At 60.4% G+C, this 16,451-nt stretch carries 15 protein-coding genes; 8 read left to right on the top strand and 7 right to left on the bottom strand.

What is annotated here, in order from left to right; genetic code table 11:
* Positions 1-68: 68 nt before the first annotated feature.
* The 7 genes from ACT3S6_RS07635 to rpmH all read right to left on the bottom strand — a co-directional run bounded on the left by ACT3S6_RS07635 (position 69) and on the right by rpmH (position 4,456).
* A complete protein-coding gene (locus ACT3S6_RS07635; RefSeq protein ID WP_444554491.1) occupies positions 69-1,022 on the bottom strand; it encodes a ParA family protein in 954 nt (317 codons plus the stop codon).
* 228 nt (positions 1,023-1,250) lie between these two features.
* Positions 1,251-1,901: a 16S rRNA (guanine(527)-N(7))-methyltransferase RsmG gene (rsmG, locus tag ACT3S6_RS07640; protein ID WP_444554457.1), complete on the bottom strand. Its 651-nt coding sequence runs from the start codon at positions 1,899-1,901 to the stop codon at positions 1,251-1,253.
* Positions 1,902-1,946: 45 nt separating this feature from the next.
* The gene (locus ACT3S6_RS07645; protein ID WP_444554492.1) at positions 1,947-2,453 is read right to left on the bottom strand and encodes a Jag family protein; all 507 of its coding nucleotides are present in this window, start codon (positions 2,451-2,453) and stop codon (positions 1,947-1,949) included.
* A gap of 69 nt (positions 2,454-2,522) precedes the next feature.
* On the bottom strand, positions 2,523-3,482 hold the full coding sequence (gene yidC / locus ACT3S6_RS07650) for a membrane protein insertase YidC (RefSeq protein WP_444554458.1): 960 nt from the start codon (positions 3,480-3,482) through the stop codon (positions 2,523-2,525).
* Positions 3,483-3,488: 6 nt separating this feature from the next.
* Complete coding sequence (gene yidD / locus ACT3S6_RS07655) at positions 3,489-3,866, bottom strand: membrane protein insertion efficiency factor YidD (RefSeq protein ID WP_444554493.1); 378 nt, start codon at positions 3,864-3,866, stop codon at positions 3,489-3,491.
* Positions 3,853-4,248, bottom strand: a complete 396-nt coding sequence (rnpA, locus tag ACT3S6_RS07660) for a ribonuclease P protein component (RefSeq protein WP_444554459.1) — start codon at positions 4,246-4,248, stop codon at positions 3,853-3,855. The genes yidD and rnpA overlap by 14 nt, the downstream gene beginning before the upstream one ends.
* A 70-nt stretch (positions 4,249-4,318) precedes the next feature.
* Positions 4,319-4,456 (bottom strand): 50S ribosomal protein L34, encoded by a 138-nt coding sequence (gene rpmH / locus ACT3S6_RS07665; RefSeq protein WP_444554460.1) that lies wholly within the window; start codon positions 4,454-4,456, stop codon positions 4,319-4,321.
* Between the two features lie 519 nt (positions 4,457-4,975).
* Here rpmH and dnaA point away from each other — a divergent pair.
* From dnaA to ACT3S6_RS07705, 8 genes are all read left to right on the top strand, one after another.
* Positions 4,976-6,391, top strand: a complete 1,416-nt coding sequence (gene dnaA, locus ACT3S6_RS07670; protein WP_444554461.1) for a chromosomal replication initiator protein DnaA — start codon at positions 4,976-4,978, stop codon at positions 6,389-6,391.
* Between the two features lie 405 nt (positions 6,392-6,796).
* Positions 6,797-7,918, top strand: a complete 1,122-nt coding sequence (gene dnaN / locus ACT3S6_RS07675) for a DNA polymerase III subunit beta (RefSeq protein WP_444554462.1) — start codon at positions 6,797-6,799, stop codon at positions 7,916-7,918.
* Between the two features lie 43 nt (positions 7,919-7,961).
* The gene (gnd, locus tag ACT3S6_RS07680; RefSeq protein WP_444554463.1) at positions 7,962-8,849 is read left to right on the top strand and encodes a phosphogluconate dehydrogenase (NAD(+)-dependent, decarboxylating); all 888 of its coding nucleotides are present in this window, start codon (positions 7,962-7,964) and stop codon (positions 8,847-8,849) included.
* A 15-nt stretch (positions 8,850-8,864) separates the two neighbouring features.
* Positions 8,865-10,052: a DNA replication/repair protein RecF gene (gene recF, locus ACT3S6_RS07685; RefSeq protein WP_444554464.1), complete on the top strand. Its 1,188-nt coding sequence runs from the start codon at positions 8,865-8,867 to the stop codon at positions 10,050-10,052.
* Positions 10,049-10,606: a DUF721 domain-containing protein gene (locus tag ACT3S6_RS07690; RefSeq protein ID WP_444554465.1), complete on the top strand. Its 558-nt coding sequence runs from the start codon at positions 10,049-10,051 to the stop codon at positions 10,604-10,606. The genes recF and ACT3S6_RS07690 overlap by 4 nt, the downstream gene beginning before the upstream one ends.
* A 261-nt stretch (positions 10,607-10,867) precedes the next feature.
* Positions 10,868-13,063, top strand: a complete 2,196-nt coding sequence (gyrB, locus tag ACT3S6_RS07695; RefSeq protein WP_444554466.1) for a DNA topoisomerase (ATP-hydrolyzing) subunit B — start codon at positions 10,868-10,870, stop codon at positions 13,061-13,063.
* Between the two features lie 49 nt (positions 13,064-13,112).
* Entirely contained in the window at positions 13,113-15,803 is a 2,691-nt protein-coding gene (gene gyrA / locus ACT3S6_RS07700) for a DNA gyrase subunit A (RefSeq protein ID WP_444554467.1), read from the top strand.
* Positions 15,800-16,351: a DUF3566 domain-containing protein gene (locus tag ACT3S6_RS07705; RefSeq protein WP_444554468.1), complete on the top strand. Its 552-nt coding sequence runs from the start codon at positions 15,800-15,802 to the stop codon at positions 16,349-16,351. Before gyrA ends, ACT3S6_RS07705 begins: the two co-directional genes overlap by 4 nt.
* Positions 16,352-16,451: the final 100 nt, after the last annotated feature.

Below are 16,451 nucleotides of genomic sequence, written 5' to 3' on the forward strand. Positions count from 1 at the left end.
TCGACCTTGCCAGCGCGCCCGGGTGCGCGCAAAATTACCTACCAAGAGTCTACTGGCAACCAAGAGCTTCAGGAGCCGCTGACGCCCCGTTCGGCGATCTCCGCGGCTGCCTCCAGATAGGACAGCGCACCCGTTGAGCTCGGGTCATAAGTGACGACCGTCTGCTGATAGCTCGGAGCCTCTGAAATCCTGACACTCCGGGGAATCAATGCCTGGAGGACCTGGTTCGGGAAGTGCTCCCTCACCTCATCCGCAACCTGTGATGCCAGGTTGGTCCGGCCGTCGTACATCGTCAAAAGTATCGTGGAAACAACCAGATCTGAGTTCAAGTGCTTTTGGATCAGTTCAATGTTGCTGAGCAGCTGGCTCAGGCCCTCGAGTGCGTAGTACTCGCATTGGATCGGAATAAGCACTTCCTGCGCGGCAACGAAGGCATTGACCGTCAGCAACCCAAGACTGGGAGGGCAGTCCACGAAGACATAGTCGATTCGTTCGGCCCCTTGATCTTCCAGCATTTTGGCGTACTGGTCCAAGGCCCTGCGAAGTCGTTGCTCCCGGGCCACGAGCGATACCAACTCGATCTCCGCGCCAGCCAGGTGGATCGTCGCCGGGGCCACCAAGAGATTGGGGAACTGCGGACATGGCGCCAAGACATCACCCAGCGGAACATCGTTGATCAGCACGTCGTAAATACTGTCCACTTCGGCGTGGTGATCAATTCCCAAGGCAGTGGAGGCATTGCCCTGTGGATCGATATCAACCACCAGGACATTCATGCCGGCCTTCGCCAACGCCGCAGCGATGTTCACGGTCGTAGTGGTTTTACCGACGCCACCCTTTTGGTTGCTGACCGTCAGGTACCGCGTGCTATCGGGCTTGGGCAAGGTCGTCCCGCTGAGCTTCTCGCGACGCTTGGTTTCGTTGGCCAGCTGGCTTGCCAGCGGGGTGCTCTCGTCGATGCTGTCCATCATGTTCCGAACCGGTGCCTTCGCTTCCGACTGAAATTCTTCTTGCTGCTTGATGCTGCCGTCCTCCAGGGCTGGGCGTGAAGTGCACGGCTAGCTCCATACCGGCAGAACCACGTTTCACGTGAAACGTAAGAAACAACCGAATACGATTGCTCTACTGGTGGCAGTGTGCCGGTCGAGTGCTGAAGCCACTCGGTGGGGCCTGTTAAGACCTCCGTGCCATTCATGGTCGCTTCTCCTCACCACATCCATGACGAGTTCGCCACCAGTACAGCCTACCGGTCAGGACGCGGTACCGACGTTGATCCTCACTACGGTCGTGGTTTCCTCCAGCAACGAATCTCCCACGGTCAGGACTTCAGTTTCCCTGGCGCCAAGTTTTCGCAGGACCTTGGCTGCCTTATCGACTTCCTCCGCTGCACTACGACCCTTGATCGCCAACACCTCGCCCCGTCCATGCAGCAGGGGGATCGTGAGCCCGGCCAGGTTGCCCAATGCAGACACGGCGCGAGCGGTGACCACATCCGCGTTGATGTGCTCCACCGCCTGTTCGGCCCGGGAACGGTACACGGTGACGTTTTCCAACCCGAGGTCCTCCACTACTTCGTTCAGCCAGATACAACGCCGCTCAAGGGGTTCGATCAAAGTCAACGACAGGTCGGGACGAGCAATCGCGAAGGTCAGGCCGGGCAACCCTGCGCCACTTCCCACATCGGCAACCTCTGCCCCTTCAGCAATGAGCTCGGCGACCACCGCGCAATTCAACACGTGTCTACTCCAGAGACGAGGCACTTCCCGCGGGCCGAGGAGGCCACGTTCCATCCCGGTGGTGGCAAGGTGCTGAACGTACCTTTCGGCCAAAGGCAAACGATCTCCGAATATGGCCTGCGCCGCCCTCAATTCCGCTTCACTGGGCTGTACTTCCTGAATCACAACGCTCCTGTTCCTGGCTTCGGTAAGGTCGAACTCGCCGTAGGGTTAGGCGTCGCCCAGTGATACAACGATATGTCGGCGGCTTCCTTCGCCCTCGGATTCACTTTGCAATCCGAGATCGGCGACCGCGTCATGAACCAACTTTCGTTCATAAGCGCTCATAGGATCCAGCGCAATGTCCTCACCGCTTTCGCGGGCGCTCGCCACGGCCTCTTCGGCGATCTTCTTCAATTCGCCTGCCCGACCATCGCGGTATCCGGCAATATCCAGAACGAGCCGTGAACGATTGCCCGTCGCCGAGAGAACTGCGAGACGGGACAGTTCCTGGAGGGCTTCTAGGCCTTCCCCGTCACGACCGATCAGGTCCTTCAGGGATTCGTCTTCGGCTTCTTCACTGACGATGGAGATATAGGTCCGACCATTCCTGATCTCGATGTCGAGATCACCATCCAGATCGGCGATATCGAGCAATTCCTCGAGATAGTCCGCGGCGATGTCCCCCTCTTCCTCAGCACGGTTCGGCGCATCTGCGGTCTGGTCCATCGCCTGCATGGAAGGCTTCGTCTCATCCACGGTGTTCTCGACCGTGTCGGTGGCGTTCACATCGTCGGCACTCATCGTCTACTTCTTCTTCCTGTTCTTGCGCTGCGGTTGCTCGCGCTGTCCCTTGGGCTCGATGACCTCGGCTTCGACCACTTCGTCGGTCTTCTTCTGCCCGAGAGGCGGAAGACCCTTAGCTGCACGACGTTCATTGAGTTCGCGTGCCGCTTGGGAGCCGGGTGTCGGGTTGTTGCGGATCACGTAGAACTGCTGCCCCAGCGTCCAGACGTTCGTGGCGGTCCAGTAGATCAGTACACCGATGGGGAAGTTGATGCCGCCGATGCCGAACACCAGCGGCAGGATGTACATCATCATCTTCTGCTGCTGCATGAAGGGGCCCTGGAGGGCTTCCTTCGTCATGTTCTTGGTCATGATCTGTCGCTGCGTCGTGAACTGGCTCGCAGACATCGCGATGATCATCACGATCGCAGTGATGATGACGGAGACTTTCGGGGCCCCAGAATTCACCGTTCCGAGGAAGGTTTCCGACAGGCCGGCGCCAAAAATAGTCGACCCGTCAAAGCTACGCACCAGGTTGACGGACAATGCCCCGACGCTTTCCCCTTGATCACTGGCATGCGAAGCGTTGTTCAGTGTTCGGAAGAGGGCGAAGAAGAACGGCATCTGCACCAGAATCGGCAAGCAGGAAGCCAACGGGTTCGTCTTGTGCTTCTTGAACAGCTCCCGCTGTTCGGCAATCATGGCCTGCTGCGAGAGCTGGTCCTTCTTACCCTTATATTTAGCCTGCAGCTTCTTCAGATCGGGTTGGAGGACCTGCATCGCCCGCTGGGCCTTGATCTGTTTTACGAACACAGGGATCAGTGCAGTACGAATGAGCAACACCAGGCAGATGATGGACAACGTCCAGGTCCACCCCGAATCGGGATCCATGCCCACGAAAGTAAAGATCGCGTGGAAGGCCCGAAGGATCCATGAGACCACTTGGGTGAATGGCCACAGAAGTGTGTCTAGGAAGTTCATTTCCGGTTATGCTCCTCGAGCCGCATCCGCGGCATCATCGTCGGCGGGAATCGGCGGATGATTCAACACCATGATCTTGGGGGTTCTGCCTTCTGGCCAAATCCTGGATCCTGCAGGGACATGATCGATGCCGCCGTGACTCCATGGATTGCAGCGAAGGACGCGCCAAAAAGCCAACGCGCTGCCCTTGACGGCTCCATGTGCGGTGACCGCTTCCAGGCCGTACGCCGAGCAACTGGGAAAGTATCGACAGACGTCCCCGTATAAGGGCGAGATTGCCTTCCGATACCCCATGATCAAGAGGATCAAGAGGTTCCGGGGAAGATCCCAGAGCCAGCGAAGGGGTCCGGGACCAGCATCTGAAGGGACTTCAGCCAACCGAATGCCTCCTTCTTCTGCTCTCCGTCTTCAGCTCGGCTGCTTGCTGGCACGAATTGTCCAACGCTCGGCGCGCATCCGCGGATAAACCCGCCCATGTGGCCTGAGCCGAAGCGGGAAGGGCTCGCACCACGACGTCGTATCCTGACGCCAGTGAGGGAAGTTCCTGTGCCGCGACGGCCCTCAACCTCCTTTTAACGAGATTGCGGGTCACCGCGTTCCCGACGGCCTTGGACACGATAAAACCGAACCGCGTGGGTTCGGCATGATCGGCCTCAGGCCGCAAGCGTGCATATAGCACGACGTTCCGGCGCCCAGAACGGGCGCCGGAACGTACGGTGGCAGAGAATTCCGCGGCTGCGCGCAGACGGTGTCTCATGGGCAACATGGTCAGTATCCGACTCCGTCGGGGAACATGCTCACGTCACCCACGCGCGGTCCGCAGGAATGGCTCGATGCTATGCAGACAGCTCGGTGCGGCCCTTGGACCGGCGTGCTGACATGATGGCGCGACCTGCACGGGTGCGCATACGAAGACGGAAGCCGTGCTTCTTGGCACGACGGCGGTTATTCGGCTGAAAAGTCCGCTTGCTCACAGTAGTAACTCCAAGACGATCAAAGGATGCGCCTTAACCCGTTGCTACAAGGGGGAAGAACAGGCTGACGCTCGTATTTCATGTGGCACATTGGGTTGCCTGGCCCGAATCCCGCGTAAGCGGACGGATTGCAGGGTCCCAAAGCACACACACAGGACTAAACTACGATAGGCGACGCGTGGTAGCAAGGTCAAACCGGCACGCGGCGGATACCTCGGACATCCGACTACCGGGCTGTGAATAACTTCGTCTTCATTAATCCACAGTTGTGGACAACGAACAAGGCATTTGGGTGATTTCCCGCTACCGGCCATCGTCCTCGATCGCGCTCATGGTAGTTATCCGCAGCAATTCATTGGACTTGCGCGGCTGCTCGCCAATACTTCGCAGTTATCCACGGACTGTGAATAACGCTGTGGATGACGGCTAGAATCGAAACTCGTTGGTCGTCTTTCGCTTAGGGTGCGGGCCAGCGGAAACCTATCACCGGACCGGCCCACCTTGAAGGGGGAGATCGCAATGAGCACAGACGAATCCAACAGTGTCGGCAGCTCCTGGCGTCAAGTCGTTCGGATACTCGAACAAGACGATCGGGTCACCCCCCGCCAGCGCGGATTCGTGGTGCATGCCCGGCCGCTCGGCTTGATCGGCACCACCCTGCTGTTGGCCGTGCCCAATGAATTGACCCGCGAAGTTCTCCAAACCCAACTGAAGAATTCCCTCGACGCGGCACTACGCCAGGTCTTCCAGGATGACATCCTCTGTGCCTTCAGCATTGATGCCGATCTGGTCCCGGACACGGAGCCGGAGCCCAGCAAGCCCGAGCCGGCTCCGGTGGCCAAGGAACGGATGAGCGACCACCGTCCCCAACCTTCCCCGCCCTCGAATTCCCAGGAGTTCGGTCGCCTGAACCCCAAATACATCTTCGATACCTTCGTGATCGGCTCATCGAACCGCTTCGCCCACGCCGCCGCCGTGGCGGTCGCTGAAGCACCCGCCAAGGCATATAACCCGCTGTTCATATATGGGGATTCCGGGTTGGGCAAGACCCACTTGCTCCACGCCATCGGCCACTACGCCCGACATCTGTACAACGGCATCAGGGTCAGATATGTGAACTCCGAAGAGTTCACCAACGACTTCATCAACTCCATCCGCGACGACGAGGGCGCCAGCTTCAAGCAGACGTACCGCAACGTCGATATCCTCCTGATCGACGACATCCAGTTCCTGGCGAACAAGGATGCGACACAGGAGGAGTTCTTCCACACATTCAACGCGTTGCACAACCACAATAAGCAAGTCGTCATCACCTCGGATCTACCGCCGAAACAACTGGCGGGTTTTGAAGACCGGATGCGCTCGCGTTTCGAATGGGGACTGTTGACCGACATCCAGCCCCCTGAGTTGGAAACCAGGATCGCTATCCTGCGCAAAAAGGCCACCGCAGAGGGACTTTCGGCGCCGGACGATGTCATGGAGTACATCGCCTCGAAGATTTCAACGAACATCCGCGAGCTCGAAGGCGCCCTGATCCGCGTGACGGCTTTTGCCTCCTTGAACAACCAGACCGTGGACCTGACATTGGCCGAGCAAGTACTCAAGGACCTGATCACGGACGAGGGAGCCCAGGAGATCACGCCGGCCGCGATCATCGCCCAGACCGCTGACTACTTCAATCTCAGCATCGAGGAACTCAACAGCAAATCCAGGACACGCACCCTGGTGACCGCGCGACAGATCGCGATGTATCTACTGCGTGAGCTCACCGACATGTCGCTTCCAAAAATCGGGGCGGAACTCGGAGGGCGTGACCATACGACCGTGATCCACGCGGACCGCAAGATCAGGGAACTCATGGCAGAGCGCAGGGCGATCTTCAATCAGGTGACCGAACTGACCAACCGCATCAAGCAACAACAGCGCGAGGGCTAGGAAGCCCGAGTTTCCAGCGATATGAACGCTTGTGGATAAGTCTGTGGATAATTAAGTGGACGACTAGGTTCTTCTGCGGATAACTACAGGATTCCTGTGGACCCCCGAAATACCAATAGTTTTTATCCACCGGCCCGTTGGACTTCACACGATGGGAACCCACAAGTTGTGAACAGCCTTAAAGCCCGAGACGAACACGCGGGACATGGTTATCCACAGTATCCACAAGGGTTATTAACACTACTAATCCCTCTTTCTAGAAGAATCCAGATAACAAGTTCCCGTTCCCGACCACTCTGGCCTGCTGAGCACAGATCCCACCGGGGCAGTATGCCCACGTTGATGACTCGGGCTAAGCTTGCACCGGAAAGTTGTCACCAAAAGCTGTGAAAGGCGGATCACTACGTGAAGTTCAGTGTTGAAAGGGACGTTCTGGCAGATGCCGTGTCCTGGACCGCCCGTTCGCTGTCACAGCGGCCTCCCTCGCCGGTCCTCTCGGGGATCCTCATCAATGCGGGAGACTCGGTGGTCTCCTTCGCCGGTTTCGATTACGAAATTTCTGCTCATTTGGAGATCGCGGCGGAAGTCTCCACTCCCGGCACCATTCTTGTTTCAGGCAAACTGCTGGCTGAGATCTGCCGAAGCCTGCCCCAGTCGACCGTCACCATCGAAACGGAAGGCTCCAAGGTCACCGTCACTTGTGGCCGTAGCCGTTTCCACCTGGCGACCATGCCCGTGGCCGACTACCCCGAACTACCGGTCCTGCCGGAAATCGCCGGTGTCGTGGACGGGGCAGCCTTCTCCGAGGCCATCGCCCAAGTCATCGTCGCCGCCTCAAAGGACGACACACTGCCGATCCTCACGGGTGTGAAGATGGAGATCGAGGATGACCTGATCACTTTCCTGGCCACCGACCGTTACCGTCTGGCCATGCGTGAGGTTCATTGGAAGCCCACAACTCCCGGCATCTCAACCTCGGCCCTGGTGAAGGCCAAGACGCTCAACGAAGTCGCCAAGACCCTTGGCGGTGCCGGGGAGTTGCAGATCGCCCTCGGAGAGAACAGCGACCTCATTGGTTTCGAAAGCGGTAGCCGACGCACGACTTCACTCCTGGTCGACGGCGATTACCCGAAGATCAGGTCGTTGTTCCCGGAGAACACCCCCATCCATGCGACGGTCCGCACCCACGAGTTGGTTGAAGCAGTGCGTCGCGTCGCCGTCGTTGCAGAACGGAATACACCCGTTCGACTGGCCTTCACCGATTCCCAGCTGGCCCTTGATGCCGGTACGGGCGAAGACGCACAGGCCGAAGAAGCCATCGAGGCCCAGCTTGAAGGCGAAGAGATCACGGTGGCGTTCAATCCCGCGTACCTGAGCGAGGGCTTGAATGCCTTCAACACGGAGTTCGTTCGGTTCTCGTTCACCACCGCCCCCAAACCGGCGATGATGACCGCCCAAAAGGCACTCGACGGAAACGACGAGGACGACTACCGCTACCTGGTCATGCCGGTACGACTTCCAAACTAAGGCCAATCCACCGACCGGGGATTCCACTATCGAGGAGGATGCCATGCACATCGGAATGATCGGCTTGGGCAAGATGGGCTACAACATGCGGGCCCGCCTTCGCCAGGGTGGAATCGACGTCACTGGGTACGATCGGAACCCCGACGTGACCGATGTCGGATCCGTCGATGAACTACTGGCCCTGCTGCCGGATCGTAAAGTCCTGTGGATCATGGTTCCCTCAGGGGCCGTCACCGATGCGGTTGTCTCGGAGCTCGCGGGAAAACTGGGGGAGGACGATCTGGTCGTTGACGGCGGAAACACCCGATTCAGCGACGACATCCGCCATGGCACCGACCTGGCCAAAAGCGGCATACGCTTTGTGGATTGCGGCGTTTCAGGTGGCGTCTGGGGCCTGGAGAACGGCTACGGGCTCATGGCCGGCGGTGCTCCGGAGGACATCGAGGAACTTCTTCCGCTCTTTGATGCGTTGAGGCCGGAGGGAACCAGATCCGAGAGTTTCGTCCACGTCGGCGACATCGGCGCTGGGCATTACGCGAAAATGGTCCACAACGGCATTGAATACGGCATCATGCAGGCTTACGCCGAAGGCTATGAGCTCCTTGCCGCGAAGGAGATCATCAAAGACGTCCCCGGAACGTTCGGTGCCTGGCAGCAAGGAACGGTCATCCGTTCGTGGTTGCTGGATCTGCTGGTCAAGGCCTTGAAGGAAGACCCGGAACTCAAGGACATCGCCGGCTATGTAGAGGATTCAGGAGAAGGCCGTTGGACCGTTGAAGAGGCCATCGCCAATGCGGTTCCTGCCCCCGCCATTACGGCTTCGGTCTTTGCCCGGTTTGCCTCGCGGCAAGAAGATGCACCGGCAATGAAGATGGTTGCCGCCCTGCGGAACCAGTTCGGCGGACACGCGGTGCGCCGGCCGGGCGAATAAGCGGGACATCAGCAGTTGTACGTTTCTCATGTTTCCCTGACCGACTTCCGTTCCTATCGCCAAATCGACCTCGAACTCGCTCCGGGCACGACGGTCTTCGCTGGTCCCAATGGCGTGGGGAAGACCAATATTGCCGAAGCCTTGGGCTATTTGGCTTCGTTGTCCTCACACCGGGTGTCCAATGATGCTCCCTTGATTCATTTCGATGCCGACCAGGCTCTGGTTCGGGCCCGGATCCATCGGGGGGAGCAGGCGGTGGGGCTTGAACTGGAAATCACGGCGGGGAAGACCAATCGGGCGAGAATCAACCGGGCCAACCCCGTCAGGGCCCGCGAGATCCTGGGCATAGTGAGAACCGTGCTGTTCGCGCCCGAAGACCTGGCATTGGTCAAGGGGGATCCCTCGGAACGCCGGCGCTATCTCGATGATGTCCTGGTTGCCTTGCAGCCCCATCAAGCCGCCACGAGGTCCGACTACGAACGCGTCCTTAAACAACGCAATGCCCTGCTGAAATCGGCCCGTTCGTCTGGACGATTGTCCACCTCCCATGAAGCCACGCTTGCCGTGTGGGATCAGCATCTGGCATCGGCCGGGGCAAAACTGTTGCGCGGTCGGTTGGATGTCGTGGCCACCATCGAAGGACATATTTCGGATGCCTATGCGGGGCTGACGGACGGCTCGAAACCCGCCACGGTTATTTATACGTCCACGGTTGGTGGTGTCCTCCCCGCCGAAGACAACAACGGGGAGCAACCGCTGGCCGCCGGGGAACGCAGCCCGCTGGCCGAGCTCGATCTGGAGGAGCTCCACGAGGCCTTCCTGGCGTCCTTGGGGTCCCAGCGCAAGAAGGAACTCGAACGGGGACTGACTCTGGTTGGACCACATCGGGATGATCTGGTTCTCGGTCTTGGACAGGCGCCGGCCAAGGGATATGCCTCCCATGGTGAAACGTGGTCCCTCGCCCTGTCGCTTCGATTGGCGGTCTACCGTGCCCTGTGTGAAGACGACGCGCGACCCGGTGCGAAGCCGATCCTCATCCTTGATGACGTGTTCGCCGAGCTCGACCTTTCACGGCGACAAAAATTGGCGGCGGTGGTCGCCGACGCCGAACAGGTCATCGTGACGGCCGCGGTCGTCGGCGACGTCCCGGATGAGTTGGGTGGGCGGGTGCTGACCGTGGGTCCAGGAACGGTATCGGCATGAGCCCGGCCGATAAGACCCCCGGGGAAGGGCCGGCGGAATTCGATGCTGCCCGGACCATGTTGAATCGCATGCGTCAGAATGCCGTGGCCCGGGGAGAAGTCAGGATAGATGCAGCCAGGGCCCGGCGGGCAGGAGAACGTAGCGCGCAGGCCCGGGAGATGCGGCGCCGTTCACCCACTGGTGTCTCCTACGAGGACGGCCGGGATCCACAGGGCATCGGGACGGTGTTCGGACGAATGGTCCGTGATAGGGGGTGGACATCCCCGGTGGCCGTTGGATCGGTGATGTCCCGGTGGACCGAATTGGTGGGACCGCAAATCAATGCCCACTGCACGCCGGAAAGCTTCGAGGACACGACCGTCGTGGTCAGATGTGATTCGACTGCGTGGGCGACCCAGGTCCGGCTCCTGAGCCACAGCCTGCTCAAGACCTTCGACGAGAAGCTTGGGCCCGGAGTGGTCACCGTCATCCAAGTCCTTGGCCCTTCGGCCCCCAGCTGGAAAAAGGGGATGCGCCGGGTTGCTGGCCGTGGGCCCCGGGACACCTACGGATAGCTGCGGATCATCCAGGAAGAAGCTTTTCGGTCATGGAAGACCGACCGCCCCCGGAAGTTACCGACAGGGAACCGGCTACAGAGGCACTGGGAGCCCCATCGGCACATAGGGCCTCACTCAAGGGCACTGGAGAGGCTTCTAGGCCGGTTTTTTTGCCAATGAGAGGCAATTGGGGGCTGATTTACCCCACCACGGCTGAGAAACACGGTAGAATTGTAGTTACGGTGCCCGCCCGTCCACGGTCAGGGCGCCGGTTCATGGATGCCCGATCTACCGGATCGGCGTCCTCCGAGAACGCACAAGGAGTCTGCACCGCCTGTGGATACTGAGAACACCACCCCCGAGGACGAGAATTCCACAGCACCACAGGAGCCGATAGCGGCCCAGGAACCCGGTCCGGCCGTAGAACCGGAATCAGTAGTGGAGCAGGAACCACACGAGAATTCCCACCGGGTCGAACACGCTTACGGAGCCAGCGACATCACGGTCCTGGAAGGCCTGGAGGCCGTTCGTAAACGGCCCGGCATGTACATCGGCTCGACGGGGCCGCGCGGCTTGCATCACCTGGTCTATGAGGTGGTCGACAACTCCGTCGACGAAGCTCTGGCTGGATACTGCGACACCATCAAGGTGGCCCTGCAGGAGGACGGCGGTGTCCGGGTCGAAGACAACGGACGTGGCATCCCCGTGGACATGCACCCGACCGAAGGACGGCCGACCGTCGAGGTCGTCATGACCATTCTGCACGCCGGTGGCAAGTTCGGTGGAGGCGGCTATGCCGTTTCCGGCGGTCTGCACGGGGTGGGTGTCTCGGTCGTCAATGCCCTTTCCAGCCGCGTCGACGCCGAGATTCATCGGCAGGGCAACGTCTACCGGATGTCATTCGCTGATGGCGGGAAGCCCCAGGGCGAACTGGTCAAGGGCGAGGAAACCGAAAAGACCGGAACGACGATCACGTTCTATCCGGATGCGGGGATCTTCGATACCACCGAGTTCGACTTCGAGACCATCCGCATACGTTTCCAGCAGATGGCCTTCTTGAATAAGGGTCTGCGTATTTCCCTGACCGATGAGCGCACGCTCGATGATTCGGCCGATGAGATCGCCGAGGACGACACTGAGGAACGGGCCCACGAGGCCGAGGAACCCAAGCACCGGTTCGTCGACTACTGCTACCAAAACGGGTTGCTCGACTATGTGGAGTACCTCAACACGTCGAAGAAGGCCGACCTCGTCCACCCTGACGTCATCGCCTTCGAAAGCGAAGACACGGAACGGATGATTTCCGTTGAGGTCGCGATGCAGTGGACGACCGCCTATTCGGAATCCGTCCATACCTACGCCAACACGATCAACACCCATGAGGGCGGAACGCACGAAGAGGGCTTCCGGGCGGCGATGACCTCGCTGATCAACCGCTACGCCAAGGAAAAAGGCATCCTCAAGGACAAGGATGACAACCTCACCGGTGACGACATCCGGGAAGGCCTCACGGCGGTGATCTCCATCAAGCTGGGAGAACCGCAGTTCGAGGGCCAGACCAAGACCAAGCTGGGCAACTCCATGGCCAAGGGGTTCGTCCAGGGTGTGGTCAACGACGAACTTGGAGACTGGCTCGAGCGCAACCCCTCGACGGCCAAGGACATCATCAGGAAGTCCCTTTTTGCCGCCCAGGCCCGTATGGCGGCTCGGAAGGCCCGGGACAATGCCCGTCGCAAATCCCCGCTGGAGTCATTCGGGATGCCGGGCAAGCTCTCGGATTGCTCCTCGAAGAACCCCTCCGAGTGCGAGGTCTACATCGTGGAGGGTGATTCCGCCGGTGGTTCGGCCAAACGCGGTCGTGATCCCCGGACCCAGGCCATCCTGCCGTTGCGCGGGAAGATCCTGAACGTGGAGCGTGCACGCCTGGACCGGGCCTTGGGAAATGCCGAGGTCCAATCGATGATCACGGCCTTCGGAACGGGCATCGGCGAGGAATTCGATATGGCCAAGCTCCGGTACCACAAGATCGTGTTGATGGCCGATGCCGATGTGGACGGCCAGCACATCACCACGCTGCTGCTGACCCTGGTCTTCCGGTACATGCGTCCGCTGATCGAAAATGGCTACGTGTACTTGGCGCAGCCACCGCTGTACCGGATCAAGTGGTCCAACTCGGCTCATGAATACGTCTTCTCGGATGCCGAGCGGGATGCCTCCCTGACCGCTGGTGCGGCGGCCAATAAGCGCCTCCCCAAGGACAACGCCATCCAACGCTATAAGGGCCTGGGCGAAATGGACTACTCCGAGCTCTGGGACACCACCATGGACCCGGACCACCGGACCCTGCGTCAGATCACCATGGAAGACGCCGCCGCAGCGGATCAGATCTTCGCGGTGCTCATGGGCGAGGACGTTGAATCCCGCCGTAACTTCATCCAGCAGAACGCCAAGGACGTGCGCTTCCTCGATATCTGAGGAAACCGTCCCCACGTTCCGACGCAGCTTTGAATAGAGGAAGAAACCGATGAGCGACGAGACGCCAGAAAACCCCCACGACCCGGAGCACGAGGACGTCGTGCAGCCGGACCAGCCCCTGGCCGCGGCCACCATCGACAGGGTCGAACCCATCGACCTGCAGACCGAGATGCAACGGTCGTATCTCGACTACGCGATGGCCGTGATCGTCGGCCGTGCCCTGCCCGACGTCAGGGATGGGCTCAAGCCGGTCCACCGCCGCGTCCTGTACGCGATGTTCGACGGCGGCTACCGCCCGGAACGGTCCTACAACAAGTGCGCGCGTGTGGTCGGCGAGGTCATGGGTCAGTACCATCCCCACGGTGACACCGCGATCTACGATGCCCTGGTCCGGCTTATCCAGGACTGGACCTTGCGCTACCCGTTGGCCCTGGGACAGGGGAACTTCGGCTCCCCGGGCAATGATGGTGCCGCGGCCCCGAGGTACACGGAAACCAAGATGGCTCCCCTGGCCATGGAGATGGTTCGCGAAATCGACGAGGAGACCGTCGACTTCCAGGACAACTACGACGGGAAGAACCAGGAGCCGACGATTCTGCCGGCACGGTTCCCGAACCTGTTGGTCAACGGCTCCTCCGGCATTGCCGTCGGAATGGCCACCAACATCCCTCCGCATAACCTGCGTGAAGTGGCCGCCGGTGCGCAGTGGTACCTGCAGAATCCGGAGGCGACGAAGGAAGAGCTGCTTGAAGCCTTGATGCAACACATCAAGGGACCGGACTTCCCCACCGGGGCACTCATCCTGGGCCGCCGCGGTATCGAGGATGCCTATAGGACCGGACGTGGCTCGGTGACCATGCGTGCCGTGGTCAATGTCGAGGAGCTGCAGGGGCGGACCTGCCTGGTCATCACCGAATTGCCGTACCAGGCCAACCCGGACAACCTTTCCATCAAGATCGCCGAGCTCGTCAGGGACGGCAAGATGGGTGGCATCGCAGATCTCCGTGACGAGACGTCCGGCAGGACCGGCCAGCGTCTGGTGATCGTCCTCAAACGTGATGCCGTCGCCAAGGTGGTGTTGAACAACCTCTATAAGCACACGGAGCTGCAGGGGAACTTCTCGGCAAACATGCTGGCCATCGTGGACGGCGTACCGCGTACCTTGTCCTTGGATGCCTTCATCCGTCACTGGGTCAACCACCAGATCGATGTCATCGTCCGGCGAACACAGTTCCGGCTGCGCAAGGCCGAAGAGCAGGCCCATATTTTGCGGGGACTTCTCAAGGCGCTGGACGCCTTGGACGAGGTCATTGCCCTCATCCGCCGGTCTCCGACCGTCGAGGACGCGCGTAACGGCCTGAAGGACCTGCTCGATATCGACGACCTCCAAGCCCAGGCCATTCTGGACATGCAGCTGCGTCGACTAGCAGCCCTGGAGCGCCAGAAGATCCAGGACCAGCACGCGAAGCTGGAGGCCGAGATCACCGAATACAAGATCATTCTGGCCGATCCGGTGCGTCAGCGCGAGATCATTTCCGAGGAGCTCGACGGAATCGTCCAGCGCCACGGGGATGACCGTCGTACGCAGATCGTCGCCGGCTATGACGGTGACATGTCGATGGAAGACCTCATCCCCGAAGAGGAAATGGTGGTCACCATCACCCGCGGCGGCTACATCAAGCGGACCCGAAGCGACAACTACCGCTCGCAAAACCGTGGTGGCAAGGGGATCCGGGGCGCCCAGTTGCGTGGGGACGACGTGGTCGAGCACTTCTTCGTCACCACCACGCACAACTGGCTGCTTTTCTTCACCAACCACGGGCGCGTGTACCGGGCGAAGTGCTACGAGCTGGCCGAGGGCGGTCGCGATGCCAAGGGCCAGCACGTGGCGAACGTGATGGCTTTCCAACCGGATGAGCATATTGCCCAGGTCCTGGACCTGCGCGATTACGAGCAGTCGCCCTATCTGGTGTTGGCAACCCGCCGGGGACTGGTGAAGAAGAGTCGACTGACCGACTACGACACGAACCGTTCCGCCGGGGTGATCGCCGTGAACCTGCGGGAAGGCGACGAGCTGGTGTCGGCGCAGCTGATCTCGGAAACCGATGATCTGATGCTCGTTTCACGCCACGGACAGTCCGTGCGGTTCACAGCCACCGACGAAGCGTTGCGTCCGATGGGCAGGAACACGTCGGGAGTCACCGGCATGAAGTTCCGTGATGACGACGTCTTGCTGACCGCGGGCGTCGTGGGAGAAGACTCCTATGTCTTCACCGTCACGGAGGGAGGCTACGCCAAGCGGACCTCTGTGCAGGAATACCGTGTGCAGACGCGGGGCGGCATCGGCATCAAGGTGGCTAAGTTGGCCGACGAACGCGGAGTCCTGGCCGGGGCCCTCATCGTCGAGGAAACCGACGAAGTGCTCGTGGTCATGCAGCGCGGGAAGGTCGTCAGGTCCAAGGTCACGCAGGTGCCGGCCAAGGGACGCGACACCATGGGGGTCATCTTCGCGAAGCCGGATAAGAAGGACCGGATCATCGCAGTGGCCAAGAATGCTGAGCGTGGGCTGGGAGTCGATGAGGACGAGGATGAAGTACCGTTGGATCCTGAAGATTCTCAGCAGAGGGCACCGGTAGTGGACGGGGCACCGGCCGATGGTGAAACCGGCTCCGTTGCCGCGGAGTCCGTGGAAGCCACCCAGGCTGCTGATGAGACCGAAATCGACGGAGGTAATGCGTGAGCACCCCGAACAACCCGCGCCCAGCGGCGCCGCGGCAAAAGCCCGGCGGACAGCAGGGACGCCCGACCGCTCCCACGCAACGACCTGCCTCCGGTGGCCAGCGTCCTTCGGGCCAGTCAGCCGCAGGCAGGAGCCCCGCCCAGAAGAAGGGGACCCAGCAGCTCGTGCGGCCGGCGCCCAAAGCGAAGGTCCGTAAGGCCCGACTGCTCATCAGCAAGGTCGATCCCTGGTCGATCCTGAAGATGGCGTTCTTGTTGTCGGTGGCGTTGGGGATCGTCACCGTCGTGGCGGCCGTCGTACTGTGGACCGTCCTGGATCTGACCGGCATCTTTGATCGAGTGAACGATCTTCTCGGGGAGGTGATCGGTTCGGAGTCAGGATTCGACCTCAAGGAGCTAGTTTCCCTGGGCCAGGTTGCCTCCTTCGCGACCATCATCGCCGTTGTGAACGTGGTGCTGCTCACGGCCATGTCGATGCTCGCTGCCGTGCTTTATAACATTTCCTCCACCCTGGTCGGTGGAATCGGGGTCACCCTCACCGACGACTGATCGGGTACTGATCGGCTTCCGCGGCGTCGTGTCCACCACGCCGCGGAAGCCGATTTGTTTTCCCGGCGACCGGTCCGGTAAAGTCATATCTCGTCCTGAA

Origin of the sequence: Arthrobacter sp. AOP36-C1-22 (assembly GCF_052377515.1) — a bacterium.
Taxonomy (GTDB): Bacteria; Actinomycetota; Actinomycetes; order Actinomycetales; family Micrococcaceae; genus Arthrobacter_H.

Coding starts and splice junctions, on each gene's coding strand:
- ACT3S6_RS07645 (WP_444554492.1), bottom strand. CDS start 2,453: ATGCAGGCGATGGACCAGACCGCAGATGCGCCGAACCGTGCTGAGGAA.
- yidC (WP_444554458.1), bottom strand. CDS start 3,482: ATGAACTTCCTAGACACACTTCTGTGGCCATTCACCCAAGTGGTCTCA.
- rnpA (WP_444554459.1), bottom strand. CDS start 4,248: ATGTTGCCCATGAGACACCGTCTGCGCGCAGCCGCGGAATTCTCTGCC.
- dnaA (WP_444554461.1), top strand. CDS start 4,976: ATGAGCACAGACGAATCCAACAGTGTCGGCAGCTCCTGGCGTCAAGTC.
- gnd (WP_444554463.1), top strand. CDS start 7,962: ATGCACATCGGAATGATCGGCTTGGGCAAGATGGGCTACAACATGCGG.
- ACT3S6_RS07690 (WP_444554465.1), top strand. CDS start 10,049: ATGAGCCCGGCCGATAAGACCCCCGGGGAAGGGCCGGCGGAATTCGAT.
- gyrB (WP_444554466.1), top strand. CDS start 10,868: ATGCCCGATCTACCGGATCGGCGTCCTCCGAGAACGCACAAGGAGTCT.
- gyrA (WP_444554467.1), top strand. CDS start 13,113: ATGAGCGACGAGACGCCAGAAAACCCCCACGACCCGGAGCACGAGGAC.